This is a genomic window from Kribbella sp. NBC_00709 (assembly GCF_036226565.1).
In the GTDB taxonomy this organism is placed as follows: Bacteria; Actinomycetota; Actinomycetes; order Propionibacteriales; family Kribbellaceae; genus Kribbella.
In genome coordinates, this window is record NZ_CP108996.1 from 8,897,336 (window position 1) to 8,913,447 (window position 16,112).

General features: G+C 68.6%; 14 protein-coding genes. 9 read left to right on the forward strand and 5 right to left on the reverse strand.

Translation table 11 applies throughout. The features are described 5' to 3' along the window. The first annotated feature begins 25 nt into the window (after positions 1-25). Complete coding sequence (locus tag OHA18_RS43205) at positions 26-934, forward strand: hypothetical protein (RefSeq protein ID WP_329001260.1); 909 nt, start codon at positions 26-28, stop codon at positions 932-934. Between the two features lie 75 nt (positions 935-1,009). Here the strand turns inward: OHA18_RS43205 and OHA18_RS43210 are convergent, their stop codons facing one another. Genes OHA18_RS43210 through OHA18_RS43225 form a run of 4 tightly spaced genes read right to left on the reverse strand, consistent with a single transcriptional unit; the run spans position 1,010 to position 3,766 of the window. Next, the gene (locus OHA18_RS43210) at positions 1,010-1,282 is read right to left on the reverse strand and encodes an iron chaperone (protein WP_329001262.1); all 273 of its coding nucleotides are present in this window, start codon (positions 1,280-1,282) and stop codon (positions 1,010-1,012) included. A 14-nt stretch (positions 1,283-1,296) separates the two neighbouring features. Next, positions 1,297-1,935, reverse strand: coding sequence for a maleylpyruvate isomerase N-terminal domain-containing protein (locus tag OHA18_RS43215; protein ID WP_329001263.1), 639 nt, complete (start codon positions 1,933-1,935; stop codon positions 1,297-1,299). A gap of 10 nt (positions 1,936-1,945) precedes the next feature. Beyond that, positions 1,946-2,926 (reverse strand): GDSL-type esterase/lipase family protein, encoded by a 981-nt coding sequence (locus OHA18_RS43220; protein ID WP_329001264.1) that lies wholly within the window; start codon positions 2,924-2,926, stop codon positions 1,946-1,948. Between the two features lie 48 nt (positions 2,927-2,974). Continuing rightward, positions 2,975-3,766: a TrmH family RNA methyltransferase gene (locus OHA18_RS43225; RefSeq protein ID WP_329001265.1), complete on the reverse strand. Its 792-nt coding sequence runs from the start codon at positions 3,764-3,766 to the stop codon at positions 2,975-2,977. Positions 3,767-4,059: 293 nt separating this feature from the next. On the opposite strand from OHA18_RS43225, the gene OHA18_RS43230 reads away from it, so the two are divergent. The 7 genes from OHA18_RS43230 to OHA18_RS43260 all read left to right on the forward strand — a co-directional run bounded on the left by OHA18_RS43230 (position 4,060) and on the right by OHA18_RS43260 (position 15,172). Continuing rightward, positions 4,060-5,250 carry a hypothetical protein gene (locus OHA18_RS43230; protein ID WP_329001266.1) on the forward strand — a complete coding sequence of 397 codons (1,191 nt, stop codon included), beginning with the start codon at positions 4,060-4,062 and terminating at the stop codon, positions 5,248-5,250. Then, positions 5,247-5,876, forward strand: coding sequence for a hypothetical protein (locus OHA18_RS43235; RefSeq protein ID WP_329001267.1), 630 nt, complete (start codon positions 5,247-5,249; stop codon positions 5,874-5,876). Before OHA18_RS43230 ends, OHA18_RS43235 begins: the two co-directional genes overlap by 4 nt. Then, complete coding sequence (locus OHA18_RS43240; protein ID WP_329001268.1) at positions 5,869-6,525, forward strand: hypothetical protein; 657 nt, start codon at positions 5,869-5,871, stop codon at positions 6,523-6,525. Before OHA18_RS43235 ends, OHA18_RS43240 begins: the two co-directional genes overlap by 8 nt. Then, a complete protein-coding gene (locus tag OHA18_RS43245) occupies positions 6,522-9,638 on the forward strand; it encodes a chromosome segregation ATPase (protein WP_329001269.1) in 3,117 nt (1,038 codons plus the stop codon). The genes OHA18_RS43240 and OHA18_RS43245 overlap by 4 nt, the downstream gene beginning before the upstream one ends. A 110-nt stretch (positions 9,639-9,748) precedes the next feature. Further along, positions 9,749-12,469: an AbfB domain-containing protein gene (locus OHA18_RS43250; RefSeq protein WP_329001270.1), complete on the forward strand. Its 2,721-nt coding sequence runs from the start codon at positions 9,749-9,751 to the stop codon at positions 12,467-12,469. A gap of 1 nt (position 12,470) precedes the next feature. Then, entirely contained in the window at positions 12,471-14,285 is a 1,815-nt protein-coding gene (locus OHA18_RS43255) for a glycoside hydrolase family 76 protein (RefSeq protein ID WP_329001272.1), read from the forward strand. A gap of 239 nt (positions 14,286-14,524) precedes the next feature. Beyond that, the gene (locus OHA18_RS43260; RefSeq protein WP_329001274.1) at positions 14,525-15,172 is read left to right on the forward strand and encodes a hypothetical protein; all 648 of its coding nucleotides are present in this window, start codon (positions 14,525-14,527) and stop codon (positions 15,170-15,172) included. A gap of 3 nt (positions 15,173-15,175) precedes the next feature. Here OHA18_RS43260 and OHA18_RS43265 read toward each other — a convergent pair whose 3' ends face one another. Next, the gene (locus OHA18_RS43265) at positions 15,176-15,655 is read right to left on the reverse strand and encodes an AAA family ATPase (protein WP_329001275.1); all 480 of its coding nucleotides are present in this window, start codon (positions 15,653-15,655) and stop codon (positions 15,176-15,178) included. Between the two features lie 72 nt (positions 15,656-15,727). Here OHA18_RS43265 and OHA18_RS43270 point away from each other — a divergent pair, with 72 nt between their 5' ends. After that, complete coding sequence (locus OHA18_RS43270) at positions 15,728-16,015, forward strand: helix-hairpin-helix domain-containing protein (RefSeq protein WP_329001276.1); 288 nt, start codon at positions 15,728-15,730, stop codon at positions 16,013-16,015. Positions 16,016-16,112: the final 97 nt, after the last annotated feature.

Below are 16,112 nucleotides of genomic sequence, written 5' to 3' on the forward strand. Positions count from 1 at the left end.
ACGTTCCTGGGGAGGGTGCAGCACCATGCGTCGAATCACGGCCGCTGTAGCAGTCGTCCTGCTCGGCTTGGTCGCTTGCGACAGCCACACCACACCGGCGGCCGCGCCGGCGCCGAAGCCGACAGCGGCTTCGACCGGCAACCTGTGCGAGCGGCTAGCCACGCAGCTCACCGGCAACTGGAAGGCCGCGGGAGCAGAACCCCGCCTCTACGCGCCGCTCGCCGACAGTTGCTCGTTGGCCGACACGACACAGGAGCTCCATCGGGTCCAGGTGTCGCTGTCCGCCATCCCGGTCACCGACGCGCAGTTTGCCGACTCCCGCAAGAGCGAGGCCGAGTGGGTCGCGGAGTTGAACTACGCGGCCAAGGTGATCGACGGCGGCGCCGGACCAGGCTCATGGGCTGTCGACCCGGCGGCCGCCGCTCCGTGGCTCGTCTTCCGCGCCGGCAATCGTCCGGTCAAGCTGCGCATGGAGAACGACGGCTCAGGCACGTTGGACGAACTTCGATCTATCGCGCAAACGATCCTCACACTTCCCGGCGGCCTTCCCACCGCGCGGGCAGTCATCGCGCGGCCGGAGTGCGCCCGCGGCACTGCAGCAGCCGAGCGATTGCTCGGCGGGAAGGCGGTACTACGGCGCGACGCCCTGTCAGACGGCTACCTGGCGTGCCAGTGGGGTTCGGCGACACACTCGGTTGTGGTCAGATCCGGTGGCCTGGGCTCGGATCCAGCGCTCGACTTCGGCTACATGAAAGCCGGGTCCTACTCGCATCGAGTGAACGTCGGCGCCGAAGGCTGGCAGCAGACAGACGGTGAGATGGTGTTCCGCACCGCCAAAGAGGCCTACGTCGAACTGACGGCGACACCTGGCACCACCCTGCACCCGGCCACCGTCGTCGCCCTCGCCCAAGCAATCGCACCGGCGTACGCGTGAATCAGCGGGCCGCGAGGAAGGCTTGGGTCAGGTGGGTGATGAGGGCGTACGGGATGGGTTTGTTGAGGGGGAACTTCAGGGTGCCTTTGCCGGAGCGGTAAGGCTCGATGGCGGTCGTGAGGGCGTCGTCGAGAGTGGGAGCGGGTAGAGGGCGATGTGTGATTTCCAGCCGCTGAAGTAGAGGAGCGGTTTGTCGTCGAGGGTGATGGTGGGGATCTGGTAGCTGATCTTCTCGCCCGCCTCGGGTACGACGGCCCGGATGGTGCGGCGTACCCCCTGCAGGATCTCGGCTACGTCGGACGGGAAGGACGAGATGTACTCGTCCACGGTCGTGAATTTGTCCGCCATCTGCCCAGCGTGCCCTAGCGGCTCAACGGTGTGAACGGCATCGGGTCGGCGACCGGCGCAGGGTTCCATGTCTCGTCCAGCGGTGCCGGGCGCCACTTCCACGACTCCGGGGACGGCCTGCCCGGGATCGACGTCCGCCCAGTCAGCCAGCGCAACGCGAGCCAGGGGTCGTCCGCACCGCGCGGCTCGTGAGCGAAGAGCCGGGCCAGCACACGCTCGCACAGCTCGGACGGCGGTTCGAAGTCGCGGCCCAGGCCGCTTGCCAGGTCCTGTCCGTGCACCAGCGCCTCCACACACCCCATCGCCGCGAAGCCCTCCGGATCGCCGATCCCCCACGGATGGAAGGCACGTGTCCCGGCCGGACTCGCCTGGACCACAAGCGCAAGGATCCGCCCCGCGGCCTCGACGAAGTCGAGCACCCCGGCCGGCGGCGCCAGCTCCTGAGCCTCGGCCGACCACCGGACGTACTTCGTCCGCGCCCGCACAGCGAGCTGCGAGGCCCAATGCAGGTGTGCCTGCCCGATGTGCTCAGCCGTTGCCCGGCAACTCCACTCGATCGACCCCGCCGGGACGGCCCAGTCGGCGTCCACCGCCGGCCGCAACGCACCGATCACGCAATCGACCGCCGCTTGGAGATCCTCGGCCGTGACCACTCGTGCCACTTCAAACGGCCCGGCGGAGCGAGGTCTGTTCCGCCAACGCATCGACAAGGTTTGCCGCGATCTTCGCGTGGCCGGCAACCGTCGGGTGGACGAGGTCGGTGCAGTCGTCCTCGGTGATCCAGCCGGTCGAGTCGATGCAGACCAGGTTCGGGTCGTCGAGGGACTTCACCGCGGCCTGGATCGTGTCCGCGTGCTTCCCGTTGAAGGGCGTGAGCGAGACGATCGTCGTCGACGGATACGCCGCCCGCACCCGTCGTACATAGCCTGCGTATTCCTCGACCTCGAGCGTCGGATCGTTCACCCCGAGGTTGATCACGACCACGTCGGGCGGCGTCACCCGCTCGGCCGGCGAGCCGGCGAAGTTCCAGCCGAACGAGTCCACCCCGGCCGGCACCTCGCCGTTCCCCGGCTTGCTGATCCCCTGGCTCCCGAACCCGACCTGGTACGACGTCGCGCCGAACGCCCGCGCGGTCAGATAGGCGTACGACGTCGTACCGTCGGCGCCCTCGGACTCCGGGTGCACGCTCAACGAGCGCACGCCCTGCGTGATCGAGTCGCCGTAGAACTCAAGCCGTGGACCGTCGGGCCGGCCGCTCAGCCGGAGCCGCGTGTTCACGTCGAGCACCAGACCGGCGAACACGACCGCGCACCCGAACGGCGGGTTCCACCGGTTCGCGTGCTCGTTCACGTCCTTGACCACGACCTCGACCTGGTGCCGGCCGTCCGGCGCGGACAGCTCGATGACCGGTCCCTCGATCACGTGCAGCTGTGGATCACCGTCGTCGACAGTGATCCACAGGTGCGGCGCGACAGTGAGCCCGTCGGTGTCGAACAGCAGCTGCAGCCGCTCACCCGCGTACGAGAACGAGATCCGCGAACCGGAGTTCACCGTGATCGCCACGCCGGGCTGCTGTCCCCACTGTCCTTCCAGGACGATGCGCGGATCGGACGGGGCGACGACCTCGCCAGGCTCGAACGGCACAGCACACTCCTCGGTCTCGGGTTTGCTGTGCCATTCTGCCTGGCGGGATCACCAGCCCGCCTTCCGAGCCCGCGCTTCGAACAGCAGGATGCCGGCCGACAGCGCGACGTTGAGCGAATCCGCCTGCCCGAGCATCGGGATCGACACCGCGTCGAACCCCTCGTCGTGCCACTCCCGCGACAGCCCCGAGCCCTCCGAACCGACCACGAACGCCGTCGGCCCGTCGTACTGCGGAACGCGGTAGGTGCCCGTTGCCGCCGGGTCCGCGAGGTGGACGCGGAAGCGGTGGCTTCGCAACCACGCCGCCGCCGAGGCGATGTCGTCGAACTCCAGAATCGGTGTCGACAGGACAGTGCCCCGGCTCGCGGAGTACACGGTCGGATGCGTCGGCCGGGCTCGCCTGCTGGTCAGGACGAGGCAGTCGGCGTTGGCGGCGTCCGCCGTCCGGATCAGGGTGCCGAGGTTGCCGGCGTACTCGACGCCGTCCGCGACCAGCACCAGCGACTCGTTGGTGAAGCGGAACGCGTGCGGCCGCCACTCCGGCAGCCGCGCGATCGAGATCAGGCCGTCGGACCGGGTCTTGCGGGAGAGGCGGGCGAGCAGCTTCTCCGAGATGCGGTACACCTCGGTGGCGCGTTCGGCGATCCGGTGGACCTCCGCGGTGGCGACCTCGGGGCACCAGAAGAAGGCCTGGATGGTGGCCGTGGTGGTGAGTAGGCGGTCGTGTTCCCAACTGCCTTCGACCATGATCCGGCCGGGTGAACCGTCCTTCCGCAGGGTCAGCAGGTCACGGACACGGGGATGTTGCGCGCCGATGGAACGCGCGTTGTGCACAGTCATGTGCAAGCTCCGGATGGAGAGAATCAGCAAGCGCGCCGGGGGCCCTGCGACAGGGCCCGCACCGGCGGGGCGACGCCTAAGGGGCGCCGTGGTACTGACGCGGCCTATCGACCGCGTCGGCCAAGGATTCTCTTCACATCTCGGATGGTAGGCAGCCCCGCTCCGGGCGTCATCCGGTTTTCCCGCCGGCGGTTATCCACAGGCAGGTGGCGGGTGAGTTTTGGTCTGTCGGTGCTGGTGGTTAGAGTCCTTTCTCTGGTAGCCCAGCTGCTATCACACGGGAGGGAGTGCGGATGGACGCGACACTGCTCGACGCCGAGGCCGAAGCGGCCGTGCTGCGCGTCTACCGTCAGGTGTTCGCCGTGCTCGCCCGCGAGGCCGGTGCGATGATCGTCGACCCCGACCTGCTGGACGTCGACCAGGCCATCCTGGACGCCTTCGCCGAGGCCGGCAGCGACGGCCTCACGGTCGAGCAGGCCACCCTCGCCTGCCGGGCGTATCCGCACGACCTGATCGTCCGCCGCTTCGAGGTCCTCCGGCAGTACGGCGCGATCACCAAACTCGTCGACCGTCCGAACGAGTTGCGCCACCGCGCCGCCTTCGCGCCCTACGTGATGCTGATGTTCCTGCGCCGGATGTCGGTCCAGGGCGGTCAGGCCGAGCTGCACCAGCTCCTCACGCTCGAGGCACACAGCGTCAGCGACCCGCAGACGACCGCCGACGAGGGCAAGGCGTCGATCGGACGGATGACCAAGGTCTTCCGCCTCCTCGGCAACGAGCTGGCGATCCTGGTGTCGACCAGCACCACGGCCCAACTCCGCGAGAACGCCCAGCTCGCCTGGGGTAACGAGCGCTTGATCGAGCAGGCCGAGAAGGTCCACCGGATCGTCCTGGACCGCTGGCCCGAGCTCCACCGCGACTGCACTTCGCTCCGTATGGCGCTGGCTGCGTACGCCGACGCCGTCCAGCTCGCCGCCGGCCGCCTGGTGGAGCGAGCCGGTACGACGCGAGCGCTCGGACTGCTCCCGATCGAGACCTGGCTGACGTTCGCCCGGAGCAGTGAACCGGACGCGCTCGCCGCCGTGCTCGACGGTCTCCTCTTCGACGCCGCTGCGCCGGATTTCTCGCCGCAGACGATGGTCGAGGCGGTCGAGACAGGACGCCGGAGCGGCAGCGCCCGGATGGCGCCACCGCGCCCGACCGCGGATGCGGACGCGCCCGAGTCGGCCGCCGCGACGGATCGCGAGGACCTGCGCGCCGAAGCCGAGCGAGTGCTGGCCGGTCAGGACGCCGTGGACATCGTGGAGGTCATCGACGAGGCCGGCGACTGGATCACGGCGCGACGTGTGCTGGCCGAGCTGACCGCAGCGCACCTGCACGACGAGCTCGACTACGAGCTGGTCTGGTCCGACGGGATGCGAATCGACCCGACCGCGGGGACGCCGTGGGCCACCGAAGGTACCTTCCGCCGGGTGACCCGATGAGTACGGAGGCCGTCGAGCGGCGGGTGTACAACGCGATGTGGTGGGCGAAGGTGCAGTCCGCCGGCCCGCTCGAGGTCGACCCGGAGACGCCGGCCGTCGCCGGGCTCACTCGCGCGTCGTCACCGGATGCATCGACCGTGTGGCTTGTGCCGACACTCCCGTCGGGCGCGGGTCACAGCGTCCTCGAGGAGCTCGGCGCTCCCCCGGTCGTCGTCGAGCAGCCGAACGAGACTGCCCGCGTGCTCGCGATCTGCGTCGCCTGCTGCTGGACGGACCGCAGCGCGCCGGCCTGGCCGAGTGCGACCGGCACCCTTGCCCAGATCCGATCCGTGTATGCCGGGATGCGCGGCCGCCCTGAGCAGTCGAGCGACCTGACCCTGATCATCGGCAGCCTCCGCCGCCTGCACGCCACCCACTGGATCCGTTGGGAGGAGAAGGCCACTGAGGTTCGGCTCGGTCCGCGCGTCATCACGTGGACCGCGAGCGACCTCTCCACGCTCCGCGACCTCTGCCGCCACCTTCCGGAGCCGCCGCCTGCCGTTCTGTCCACCAAACCTCCCGCCGCGCTGACCGCGGACGATGCGCTCCCGTCGGATGAGCTGCACGCGGAGGTGTCGGATGACTGAGCAGCACGCATTGTTCGACTCGTTGCTCCAGGACCTCAGCGACCGCGCACGGGACGAGGTGCTCGCCGCGTTCAGCGCGGTGCAGTACGCCGCACACCCGGTCGCTGAAGTGCAGTTGGCCGGCCTCCGCGACGTGACGCTTCGCCGCCAGGTGCAGCGGATGCTCAAGCTCATCGGCCGCACGCTCGTTCACGTCGACGGCACGCACTGGACGGCTGGGTACGACGACGACATCGCAGCCAGCCTGACCGTGCAAGGCTGGCAGCCGTTGTCGGTCATCGATCGCGCGGTGCTCGTGCTGGTGCTGGTCCATTCCGTCGCGATCCCCCGCAGCGAAGGCATCCTGACCGGCGACAGCTGGAAGTCCGCGCGACCCACCACGGTCGACGAGCTGCGGACGACGCGGATCAGCGGCGAGGAGCGGCGCCTGGCCCTGCAACGGTTACGCGCCGCCGGACTGATCCAGCTGTCCGGCGATCACTCGGGCGGACCGTCGTACATCCCGGGTCCACAGCTCCAGCGGCTGACACCGGCAGCACGCCGGCGATTGCAAGACCAGCTGATCCTCGCCGCCGCACCGGCCAGTCCGATCGCCGAAGCCATCCGCGCCCGTCACGGCGTTCCCGTAGCAGTAGGAGATGAGTCATGAGCGCCGCAACCGAGGACGGGCCGTTCGACATCCTTGGGTCCAAGGTGCTGCTCGGGGTCCAGGTCGTCGACCTGTCGCGCCTGTCGACGCACCCGATCCCGATGATCGGGCGCGGCCTGATCACGGTCGCCGGCCAGGGCCCGACCGACTCCAACGGCGCCGGCAAGTCGTCCTGGATCGCCGCGCTCAGCCTGCTGCACGCCGACGACCAGTGGCGTCTCACCAGCGGCGCTCCGGGCGCGGCCGAGTTGCTGTTCACCGCGGAGGCAGCCGGTCAGGAAGGCAACTGGTCGAACGTCGACCGCGGCTACATCGTCGGCGTCTTCTCCGATCCCGACCTGACCGACCTCGACGAGATCGAGGCATCCGCGGTCACCGTCTGGATCCGGATCAACCGCAAGGCGTCGTACATCGATCTCCGCTGGAAGCAAGGCCTGCACATCCCGTACGGCGCGACGGAGGCCGAGCGCGCCGTCGGCGCCGACGCCCTGTGGGCCGCCCTTCCGCACTCGAACGGCCGCACCGACTTCCACGCCAACAAGCTGTCCCAGGTCCTGTACGGCGGACAGGTCCGCTGCGTCTCGTTCCTGTCGACGTCGGTGCGCTCCAGCCCGACCGCCAACCTGCTCGTCGAGCCGCTCAACGAGCTCGGCCCGGCCCGGATCTTCAACGCGATCGCGACCCTCACCGGTCTCGACCACGAGCTCGAGCAGGAGCAGGCGCACCGATCCGCCGAGCACACCCAGCGCGAGGCGACCAAGCAGGCGACGGCCGACTTGCAGCGGTGGGAGCAGGAGATGGCGACCGTCGAGGCCGGCATCCTGCAGCGTGCCGCAGCGCGGGAAGCACTCGCAGCGGCCAAAGAGTCTTGGCAGGCCCGCAACGCCCGGCACCTGATCGACGGCGACGCCCGCAACCGCGAGATCCTCCAGGAGCTCGGCGTCCTCGACGAACGCGTTGCCGAGCAGGAAGCCCGGAAGGAATCTGTCGACACGGAGATAGATGCCTTTGGCAACGAAGAGGGCATGCTCCGGGATGTCCAGCTGACGCGTCAGGAGCGGGACAAGCTCGACGCCCGCGACCGCGAGCTCGATCTGGCCCAGCGTTCGGTCCGGGAGCAGTTGGAACGGCTCGGCCAGGAGCATCGGCGGCTGCTCGACTCGGGTCGTTCGGCCGACGGCCGCGACCTGGCCGCGGCCGCCGAGGAGCAGGCCGAGGCCCGCGAGGTGCTGGAGGAGCACATCGGCCGCGACCACGCCGCGCGGGTGGCGGTCGAGCACACAGAGGCCGATCTTCATGAGGCCGAGAGCGGTCAGACCGTGTCCGCGACCCAGCAGCAGGTGCTGGAGACCGCGGGTATCGAGTGCGGCGCCCTGACCGACATCACCGAACTGCCGGAGTCGGACCGGGCCGAGTGGGAGCCGCGGCTCGCGCCGTACCGCGAGGCCGTGGTCATCGACGCCGGTGACGCGACCGTCGCGACGACCGCGCTGGCCGACGCCGGGTACCCCGGATTCCTGCTGGTGCTGGCGAATCGCCCCGGCGCACCGAAGTCACGCCGGGGGCCGAAGTCGGCGGACAAGCGGTTCACGCTGGACGGATTCTTCGCCGCGCTGGGCGACCGTGCGACCAAGGAGAACATCGACGAGACCGCCGGCGTCGTCGCGGTCGGGCAGTTCGACGAGCCGATCACCGGCCGGACCGCCCGGATCCAGGCGGCGGGGCGTCGAGTGGACGCAGCCAAGGCGGCCCGCGCGGTCGCATCCGCCGCGCTGGAGCAGGCGCGATCCCGGGTCGAGCAGGCAGAACGCCGTACCGCGGCCGCCCAGGCGCTGGCCGACGCGGACGCTGTCCAGGAGCAGATCCTGCAGCTCCGCGAGACCATCGACCGGCACGAGACCGATCGGGACTCGCTCGCGCCACAACTCCAGGCAGCAAAAGAATCCGCGGAGGCCGCGGCCGGTCAGCAACTGGTGCGCGACGAGCGCCTGAAGAACCTCGAATCCACCCGCCGCGACCACGACCGCATCCTCGACGACCTCACCGGTCGCCGGCTCGCGCTGCTCGAGGAGCAGACCGCGCTCGACCTCACCACGCGGACCACTGCCTGGGGCGGGACGCCGGCCGAGGCGGAGGAGTTCATCGTCGGCCTGCCGGACGACGCACAACGCCGTACGACCGCCGACTGGAACCATCAGGCCTGCACGCAGCTGGACGACGTCATCCGCCGCTGCTTCCCGAACGCCCGCTCGCGCGAAGAGATCCCGACCGAGCTCTGGGAGATCCTCAACGGTCCGGACGGCTGGACGAGCGGCACTCTGGGCGACCGCGTCGGCCTGGTGCCGGCGCTGCACCGGACGCTCAGCAGCTACCTCGCCCAGCACGAGACGTTCGACAGCCTGCAGCAACAGCAGATCGCCAGCCAGCGCGCCGAGCGGAACGCCGCTCTCGAGCGAGCCCGCGAAGGCCTCGGCGAGGCGGAGAGCACAGCCCGGGCCCACCGCACGTCCCTTGCCGACGGCATCAAAGCGCGACTCCGCCTGGTGTCACAGGAGTTCGACCGCCTCGACCAGCAGTACGGCGGGTACGGCGCCAAGCTCGAGTTCCCCGAGCCCGACCCGCCGGCCGAGCCCGACAAGCCGTGGCGCTGGACGGTCACGCCGAAGTGGCGCCGGTCCGAAGGCGGTCCGTTCTCCGCGTTCAACGTGAAGGGCAACACCGCCCAGATGGACGAGAAGGCGGTCAAGCTGGTTTGCGCCGCGGCGCTCGCCGGCGGTTCGGACCGTCCACTGCTGCTGATCCTCGACGAGCTCGGCCGCAACCTGGGTTCGCAGCACCGCCGCGAGGCCGTCGCCCTGTTCGAGCAGATCGGTCGGGACCGGAACATCACCGTCATCGGTGCGCTGCAGGACGACATGGAGCGGTACGCACTCGCCTCGTCCCGGTTGTACGTCAAGCTCCGGCGTAGCTCGGACACCATGGCGTACAACCAGTCGCCGGTCGTGAAGGGCAACGAGGACAACGAGGCCCGGGTCGAGCTGCTCCGCGAGTGGATGACGTCGTACCGCGGCTCCACGCCGACGCTCGAGCTGGCCTCGCCGACGCTCACGTAGTCCGACAATTTCCGACAGAAACTGTCACGCGAGGTCTTGACCTGGCTCTGTGGGTCCGCATACTCACCAGGTGAGAGCGCTCTCTTCCTACCGCCCCAGGGAGATCCCCCATGCTGTCGCGACGGTTCCTGCTGCTGACCACAGTCCTCGGCCTGTTCGCCGTACTCCTGACACCGCTCGCGGCGAGCGGGTTCACCCCGAAGCCGCCGCCATTGGCCACGCCGTGGTCCAACCAGGTGTCGGTGACCGACCCGCTGCCGGAGTACCCGCGGCCGCAGCTGACCCGGACCGAGTGGCAGAACCTGAACGGCGTCTGGCAGTTCGCGCCGACCAGCGACCTGAACGACCCGCCGACCGGCTCTCTGCCTGAAGAGGTGCTGGTCCCCTACCCGATCGAGTCCGCACTGTCCGGCATCCAGCGCCACGAGAACCGGATGTACTACAAGCGGACCTTCACCGTCCCCGCCGGCTGGTCGGGACGGCACGTGCAGCTCAACTTCGGCGCGGTCATGTGGCAGTCGAAGGTCTGGGTGAACGGCACCCTGCTCGGAACCCACGAGGGCGGGTACGACGCGTTCTCGTACGACATCACCTCGGCGTTGCGAGCCGGAAGCAACGAGATCGTGGTCGGCGTCTGGGCGCCGGTCGACACCGAGGACATCCCGCTCGGCAAGCAGCGCATCAACCGCGGCGGCATCTGGTACACGCCCTCGTCCGGCATCTGGCAAACCGTCTGGCTGGAGCCGACGCAGCCGACCTGGATCACCCGGCTGGACACGATTCCGAACGTCGCCGCCGGCGGACTGGACCTCACCGTGCAGGCATCCTCGCCCGGTCAGGCCGTTCGTGCCCAGGTGCTGTCCGGTGGTCAGGTCGTCGGCGAGGCGACGGGAGTCAGCGGCACCCAGTTCCGCGTGCCCGTGCCCAACGCACACCTCTGGTCACCCGACGACCCGTTCCTCTACGACGTTCGCGTCTGGCTGGGCGACGACTCGGTCGGCGGGTACTTCGGGATGCGGTCGGTCGGCAAGGCGATGCTCGGCGGGTTCCTGCGCCCGACCTTGAACGGCAAGTTCGTCTACGCGCTCGGCACGCTCGACCAGGGATTCTGGCCGGACGGCCTCTACACGGCTCCGACCGACGACGCGCTGCGGTTCGACCTCGAGCAGCAGAAGGCGCTCGGTTTCACCATGGTCCGCAAACACATCAAGGTCGAGCCGGCCCGCTGGTTCTACTGGGCGGACAGGCTCGGGTTGATGGTCTGGCAGGACATGCCGTCGTTGGTTGCCGGACGCAACGCTTCCGCCACCGGCGAGGAGCGGTACGAGTCCGAACTGCGCCGCCTGGTCGACAACCACAAGCAGATCACGTCGATCGTGCAATGGATCCCGTTCAACGAGGGCTGGGGCGAGTTCCAGGCCGGCCGGATCGCCGACCTGGTGAAGAGCCTCGACCCCAGTCGCCTGGTCAATCACAACTCCGGTTCGAACTGCTGCGACTCCGATCCGGACCCTGGCAACGGCGACATCATCGACGACCACATGTACGTCGGTCCCGGTATCGCGCGGGCGCCGTCGCCCACGCGGGTGCTGCAGCTCGGCGAGTACGGCGGGCTCGGCCTGCACGTCGCGGGGCATGAGTGGCCGAGCGGCAACAGCTTCGCGTACGAGATGCTGCCGACGAGTGATGCGTTGACGACGCGGTACGTGCAGATCACCAGTCAGCTGCCCGACCTGATCAACGGCTCCGGGCTGTCCGGTTCGGTCTACACCGAGCCGACCGACATTGAGGACGAGATCAACGGCTTCTACACCTACGACCGCCAGGTGCAGAAGATGGACTTCGCCCGAGTGCGGGCGGTGAACCAGCAGGTGCTCGCGGCCGCGAACGGTACCGCGCTCCCGACCGGGAAGCTCGTCTCGTTCCGAGTCACAACCCCGACGTACACGAACCGGTACCTGCGGCACATCGACGGAGTGGCCAACACCGAGGTTGTCGATGCCAGCAGCAACCAAACCCTCAAGCAGGACGTGACATTCTGGGTACGGCCCGGTCTTTCCGACAGCAGCTGCTACTCCTTCGAGTCCCGCAACTTCCCCGGTCAGTACCTACGCCAGCGAGATCTCCGTGTCTACAAGGAGGCCGACTCGGGCGGCACGTTCGCAGCCGATGCCACCTTCTGCACCCATCCCGGGCTCAGCGGCGGCGGTACGTCGCTGGAGTCAGCCGCACGCCCGGGGTACTACCTGCGCCATCGCAACTCCGAGGTGTGGCTGGACGCCGACAGCGGCGGCTCGTACCGCGACGACGCGACGTGGAACCTCGTCCCCGCGTGGTGGCGCAGCGGCGCGGATCTCGCCGTTGGCCAGGCACGAACGTTCCGAGTGACCACGGCCGGCTACACAGACCGGGTACTGCGTCATCGTGACGGGCTGGCGCGCACCGACGTGATCGACGCCAGCTCATCGCTGACGGATCGCCAGGACGCGAGCTTCGTCATCCGACCGGGTCTCGCCGAGGGCAGTTGCTACTCGCTCGAGTCGGTCAACTTCCCCGGTCAGTACCTCCGGCACAGCAACTACCGTCTGCAGAAGGCGTCCGACGACGGCACAGACACCTTCCGCAAGGACGCCACGTTCTGCGCGCAGCCACCACGTGCCGGCGGAGCGGGCAACGTGTCGCTGCAGTCGATCAACTACCCGACGTACTACGTCCGGCACGCCAGCGAGCTGGTCTACATCGCCACTACCAGCGGGGCGAACCCGTGGGACGGCGGCGCTTCGTACGACGCCGACACGACGTGGGCCGACCAGCCCGGACTTGGAGGCTGACATGCGACTCCTACTGGCTGCGGTCCTCGGACTCGCGCTGTCCGCGGGCGCTCTCACAGCTGAAGCGCAGGTGCAGGCGGACCAGGTCTGCTCGATCGCCTGCGACACCCTCGATCCGTCGAAGGCGCAAGAGGAGACGTTCCCCGTACCGGAGAAGGTGATCAACGGGCGTCACGTCGTACTGCATGTGTCCGACAAGGACGCGATGGCGTGGGGCAGCATCGACGGCGGCACGACGAACGACGCGGTCTGGCTGGATCGCAGCTGGGACGGCGGCGCGACCTGGGACGGCCTGCTCGGCAAGGCGCGGATCCCGTCCGGATGGACCGGCACCCGCACGCTGATGTACAACCTGGCCGATCCGGCGAGTCACCGGCGCGGCCTGATCCGCGCGTGCGGCGACGCGGCCGGCGTCGACTGCACCGCCTGGGTCCATACATCCGTCTGCGCGGCAGCCTGCGACGGCAGCGACGGACCGGTCGGTGACAACCAACCGGTGCCGTCGACCACGTTGTCCAACCGCACGATCTCTCTCCATGTCGACAACCGCGGCATGGCTTGGGGAACGATCGCCAACGGCACCGCAGGCGACGAGATCTGGCTCGACCGCTCCTGGAACGAAGGCTCGTCCTGGCCCGACGCCTCATCACTCGGCCGGACCAGCGCCGGCTCCGGCGCAACCTCAGCGAGCACCAGCCTGTACGCGACAAGCGACCCGCTCTCGAAGCTGTACGGCGGCGCGGTCCGCGCTTGCGGCCGAGCCGTCGAAGGCCAGAACGGCGCCTGTACGGCGTGGGCGCGGCCGGCAACTGATCGGACCGGCGCGGCCGCCGACGCGCTGATGTACTCGTACCAGCCCTACACAGCGTGGTGGCTCTCGAGCTGGTGGAACTCGGCGGTGGCGGTGACGACGCTGATGGATTACCAGCAGCGCACCCGTCGTACCGATCTGCAGTGGATCGTGAACGAGGTGTTCGAGAAGAACAAGGGCGTGTTCCCGGCCGGCGTGAAGAGCGGTGACGCGCTGGAGGGGAACTTCGTCAGCCGGGCGATCGACGACACCGAGTGGTGGGGTATCGCCTGGGTCGAGGCGTACGACCTGACCGGTGACCAGCGGTACCTGGAGATGGCGGTCGCCATCGCGAACTACGTGCAGGGTTACTGGGACACGGGGACGTGTGGCGGCGGCGTGTGGTGGGACCGCGAGCGCACGTACAAGAACGCGGTGACGAACGGGCTCTACATCCGGCTGACCGCGGCGCTGCACAACCGGCTGGCCGGCGACACCGTCTGGTTGCAGCGGGCCACGACGGGATGGAACTGGTTCAAGGCCAGCGGAATGATCAACTCGGCCGGCCTGGTGAACGACGGCCTGACCGGATCCTGCGCCAACAACGGCCAGACGGTGTGGACGTACAACCAAGGACTGGCCATCGGCGGCGCACTCGAGCTCTGGCGGGCGACTGGAGATAGTTCACTGCTCGCCGAGGCGCGGCGGTTGGGCGATGCGGCGATGTCGTCCTCGATGCTCAGCCCGGGCGGCATCCTCAGCGAGTCGTGCGATGCGGCCGGGAACTGCGACGACAACCAGAAGCAGTTCAAGGGCGTGTTCATGCGGTACCTGATGGACTTGAGCGACTCCACCGGCGATGCGTCGTACCGGACGTACGGGCAGCTGCAGGCCGACTCGATCTGGCAGAACGACCGCGACTCACTCAACCGGCTCGGTCAACGATGGGCCGGCGGCGGCGTGCGGGACTGGCGTACACAGGCGAGCGCGTTGAGCGGCCTGCTGGCGGCGACCTCGAAGAGCTGAAATCTTTGACAGTTGTCCAGATTTCGCTGGGTGATTACCAAAATCGGACCCCGGTGCTGACCCCTGACCGGTGAGTACAGCAGACTGGTCAGGTGACGCTTCCAGAGATCGCTGCGCCCCGCTCACACCGAGTAGGCGGACCTCTGGTCAACCGGTCGGATCACGGCGTACCGTCGCCTGCATCCGGTACCGCAGTGTCACCTCCGCAGATCCGGCCGCCTCATGATCGGAGGGCGTGAATGGCTTCCTGGCTGCTTCGCGCCCAATGGTCGCACCGTGACGAGTCCGTCGAGCATCGCGCGCTCCGCGTCGGCCGTACGCTGACCGCGGTCGCTGTCGCGTTCCCCGACGTCCACAACTGGACCCAGGACGAGCGCTGGGGGTACCACGTCCTCGAGGCAGACGGCTCGACTCCGCTGCAGGAGATGGTCGAGGCCACCACGAAGGTGCTGGCGAACGGCACGAGTACGACGCGCCTGCACCTGCAGAGCACCGGCGAGCTGCCCTGGCTGTTCGACCTGTCCATGGGCGGGACGATGACGACGGTCTCGGATCAGCTCACTCTGCACTGGAGCGACGAGGACGCGCTGGAGCAGTCGGAGCGCTTCGCGCAGGTGCTGCGTGCGGTCGTCACGCTCTGGGAGCCCGACTGGGCCAGCATCGCCGACACCGAGCTCGCCGCTGCGGCCGGCGTGTTCCGTCGCGGCATCCCGATGATGGGCTGGCTGACGTACGTCCGCGGCCTGGTGGCAGGCGCACCCGGTATCGACATCACGCTCACGCCGTACGAACGCGGCACGCTCCTCCAGGCGCCGGTCTCCCCCATCGACCTGACACCGGTCCACATCTGCGCGGCAGCCGCCCTGGTCGGGATCGCACCCGAGTAACAGCTAGCTGGTCACGACCAGGTGGCTGTCCCAGCGCTGAACCTCAGCTGCCGTCGGCACCTCGAACTTGGCGCTCCATTCCGCGAGTTCTTCTCGACTGATCCGGAACGTCGCAGCCGGCAAGTCCGCATTACGCTTCGCGAGCCGCTCCCACAAAACCTCGAACGGCAGATCCAGTACGACGATCTCCGCGCTCGCGCCCAATTGTTGTGCCCGGGTCCGGAACAGGTCCCGCTCTTCCTCGGACCAGCAGCCGTAGTCAAGGATCACGTCGACTCCAAGCTCCAGCACCCTCGCCGCGACGCCCCACAGCATCTCGGACTCCAACACCCAGCGGCGTCCATCTACCTCACTGGTCTGGAAGAGCGCCTCCATCCACTCGTCCGGCGTCAATCGAACCGCTTTGCGCTCCTCCTCGAGCCGCCGAGCCATCGATGTCTTGCCGGCGCCGGGCAGACCAACGATCAACACCATCACAGCCATCCGCCGATCCTAAATGCCAGGACGTCCGATCCGTTCAAGACCGGGAGCATGTTGCCGGGGCATGGTCGAAGTATGCGAACGAAGCAATCGACGGATCTGACCAGCCTCATGAATGTCGGGGCGGCCGTAGCCGGGTACCTGTGTCGCGCTGGGATCACCCAGGTCGACGAGCTGGCCGGCCGCGATCCCTTCGAGATCTACGAAACGATCTGTGAACGGGACGCCGTACGCCACGACCCGTGCCTCCTCGACACGATCATGTCCGCCACCGACCAGGCCAACGGCAATCCGGGCCGGCCGTGGTGGTCCTACACGCCAGAACGCAAACAGTTCCTCGAGCAAAGCCGCGGGAAGAAGTAGAGGCACCTGGGTGAGAGGTATCCGGCACGAGGTGCCGCCGGCGAGAGGTGCCGGCGCGAAAGAGGTGCCGGGCGCCGGTGCGGGCGAAAGACTGGCT

Bases quoted from the DNA above. Each gene is read 5' to 3' on its own strand.
- OHA18_RS43260 (WP_329001274.1), top strand. From the start codon at position 14,525: ATGGCTTCCTGGCTGCTTCGCGCCCAATGGTCGCACCGTGACGAGTCC.
- OHA18_RS43205 (WP_329001260.1), top strand. From the start codon at position 26: ATGCGTCGAATCACGGCCGCTGTAGCAGTCGTCCTGCTCGGCTTGGTC.
- OHA18_RS43245 (WP_329001269.1), top strand. From the start codon at position 6,522: ATGAGCGCCGCAACCGAGGACGGGCCGTTCGACATCCTTGGGTCCAAG.
- OHA18_RS43230 (WP_329001266.1), top strand. From the start codon at position 4,060: ATGGACGCGACACTGCTCGACGCCGAGGCCGAAGCGGCCGTGCTGCGC.
- OHA18_RS43250 (WP_329001270.1), top strand. From the start codon at position 9,749: ATGCTGTCGCGACGGTTCCTGCTGCTGACCACAGTCCTCGGCCTGTTC.
- OHA18_RS43225 (WP_329001265.1), bottom strand. From the start codon at position 3,766: ATGACTGTGCACAACGCGCGTTCCATCGGCGCGCAACATCCCCGTGTC.
- OHA18_RS43265 (WP_329001275.1), bottom strand. From the start codon at position 15,655: ATGGCTGTGATGGTGTTGATCGTTGGTCTGCCCGGCGCCGGCAAGACA.
- OHA18_RS43270 (WP_329001276.1), top strand. From the start codon at position 15,728: ATGCGAACGAAGCAATCGACGGATCTGACCAGCCTCATGAATGTCGGG.
- OHA18_RS43255 (WP_329001272.1), top strand. From the start codon at position 12,471: ATGCGACTCCTACTGGCTGCGGTCCTCGGACTCGCGCTGTCCGCGGGC.
- OHA18_RS43210 (WP_329001262.1), bottom strand. From the start codon at position 1,282: ATGGCGGACAAATTCACGACCGTGGACGAGTACATCTCGTCCTTCCCG.
- OHA18_RS43240 (WP_329001268.1), top strand. From the start codon at position 5,869: ATGACTGAGCAGCACGCATTGTTCGACTCGTTGCTCCAGGACCTCAGC.
- OHA18_RS43235 (WP_329001267.1), top strand. From the start codon at position 5,247: ATGAGTACGGAGGCCGTCGAGCGGCGGGTGTACAACGCGATGTGGTGG.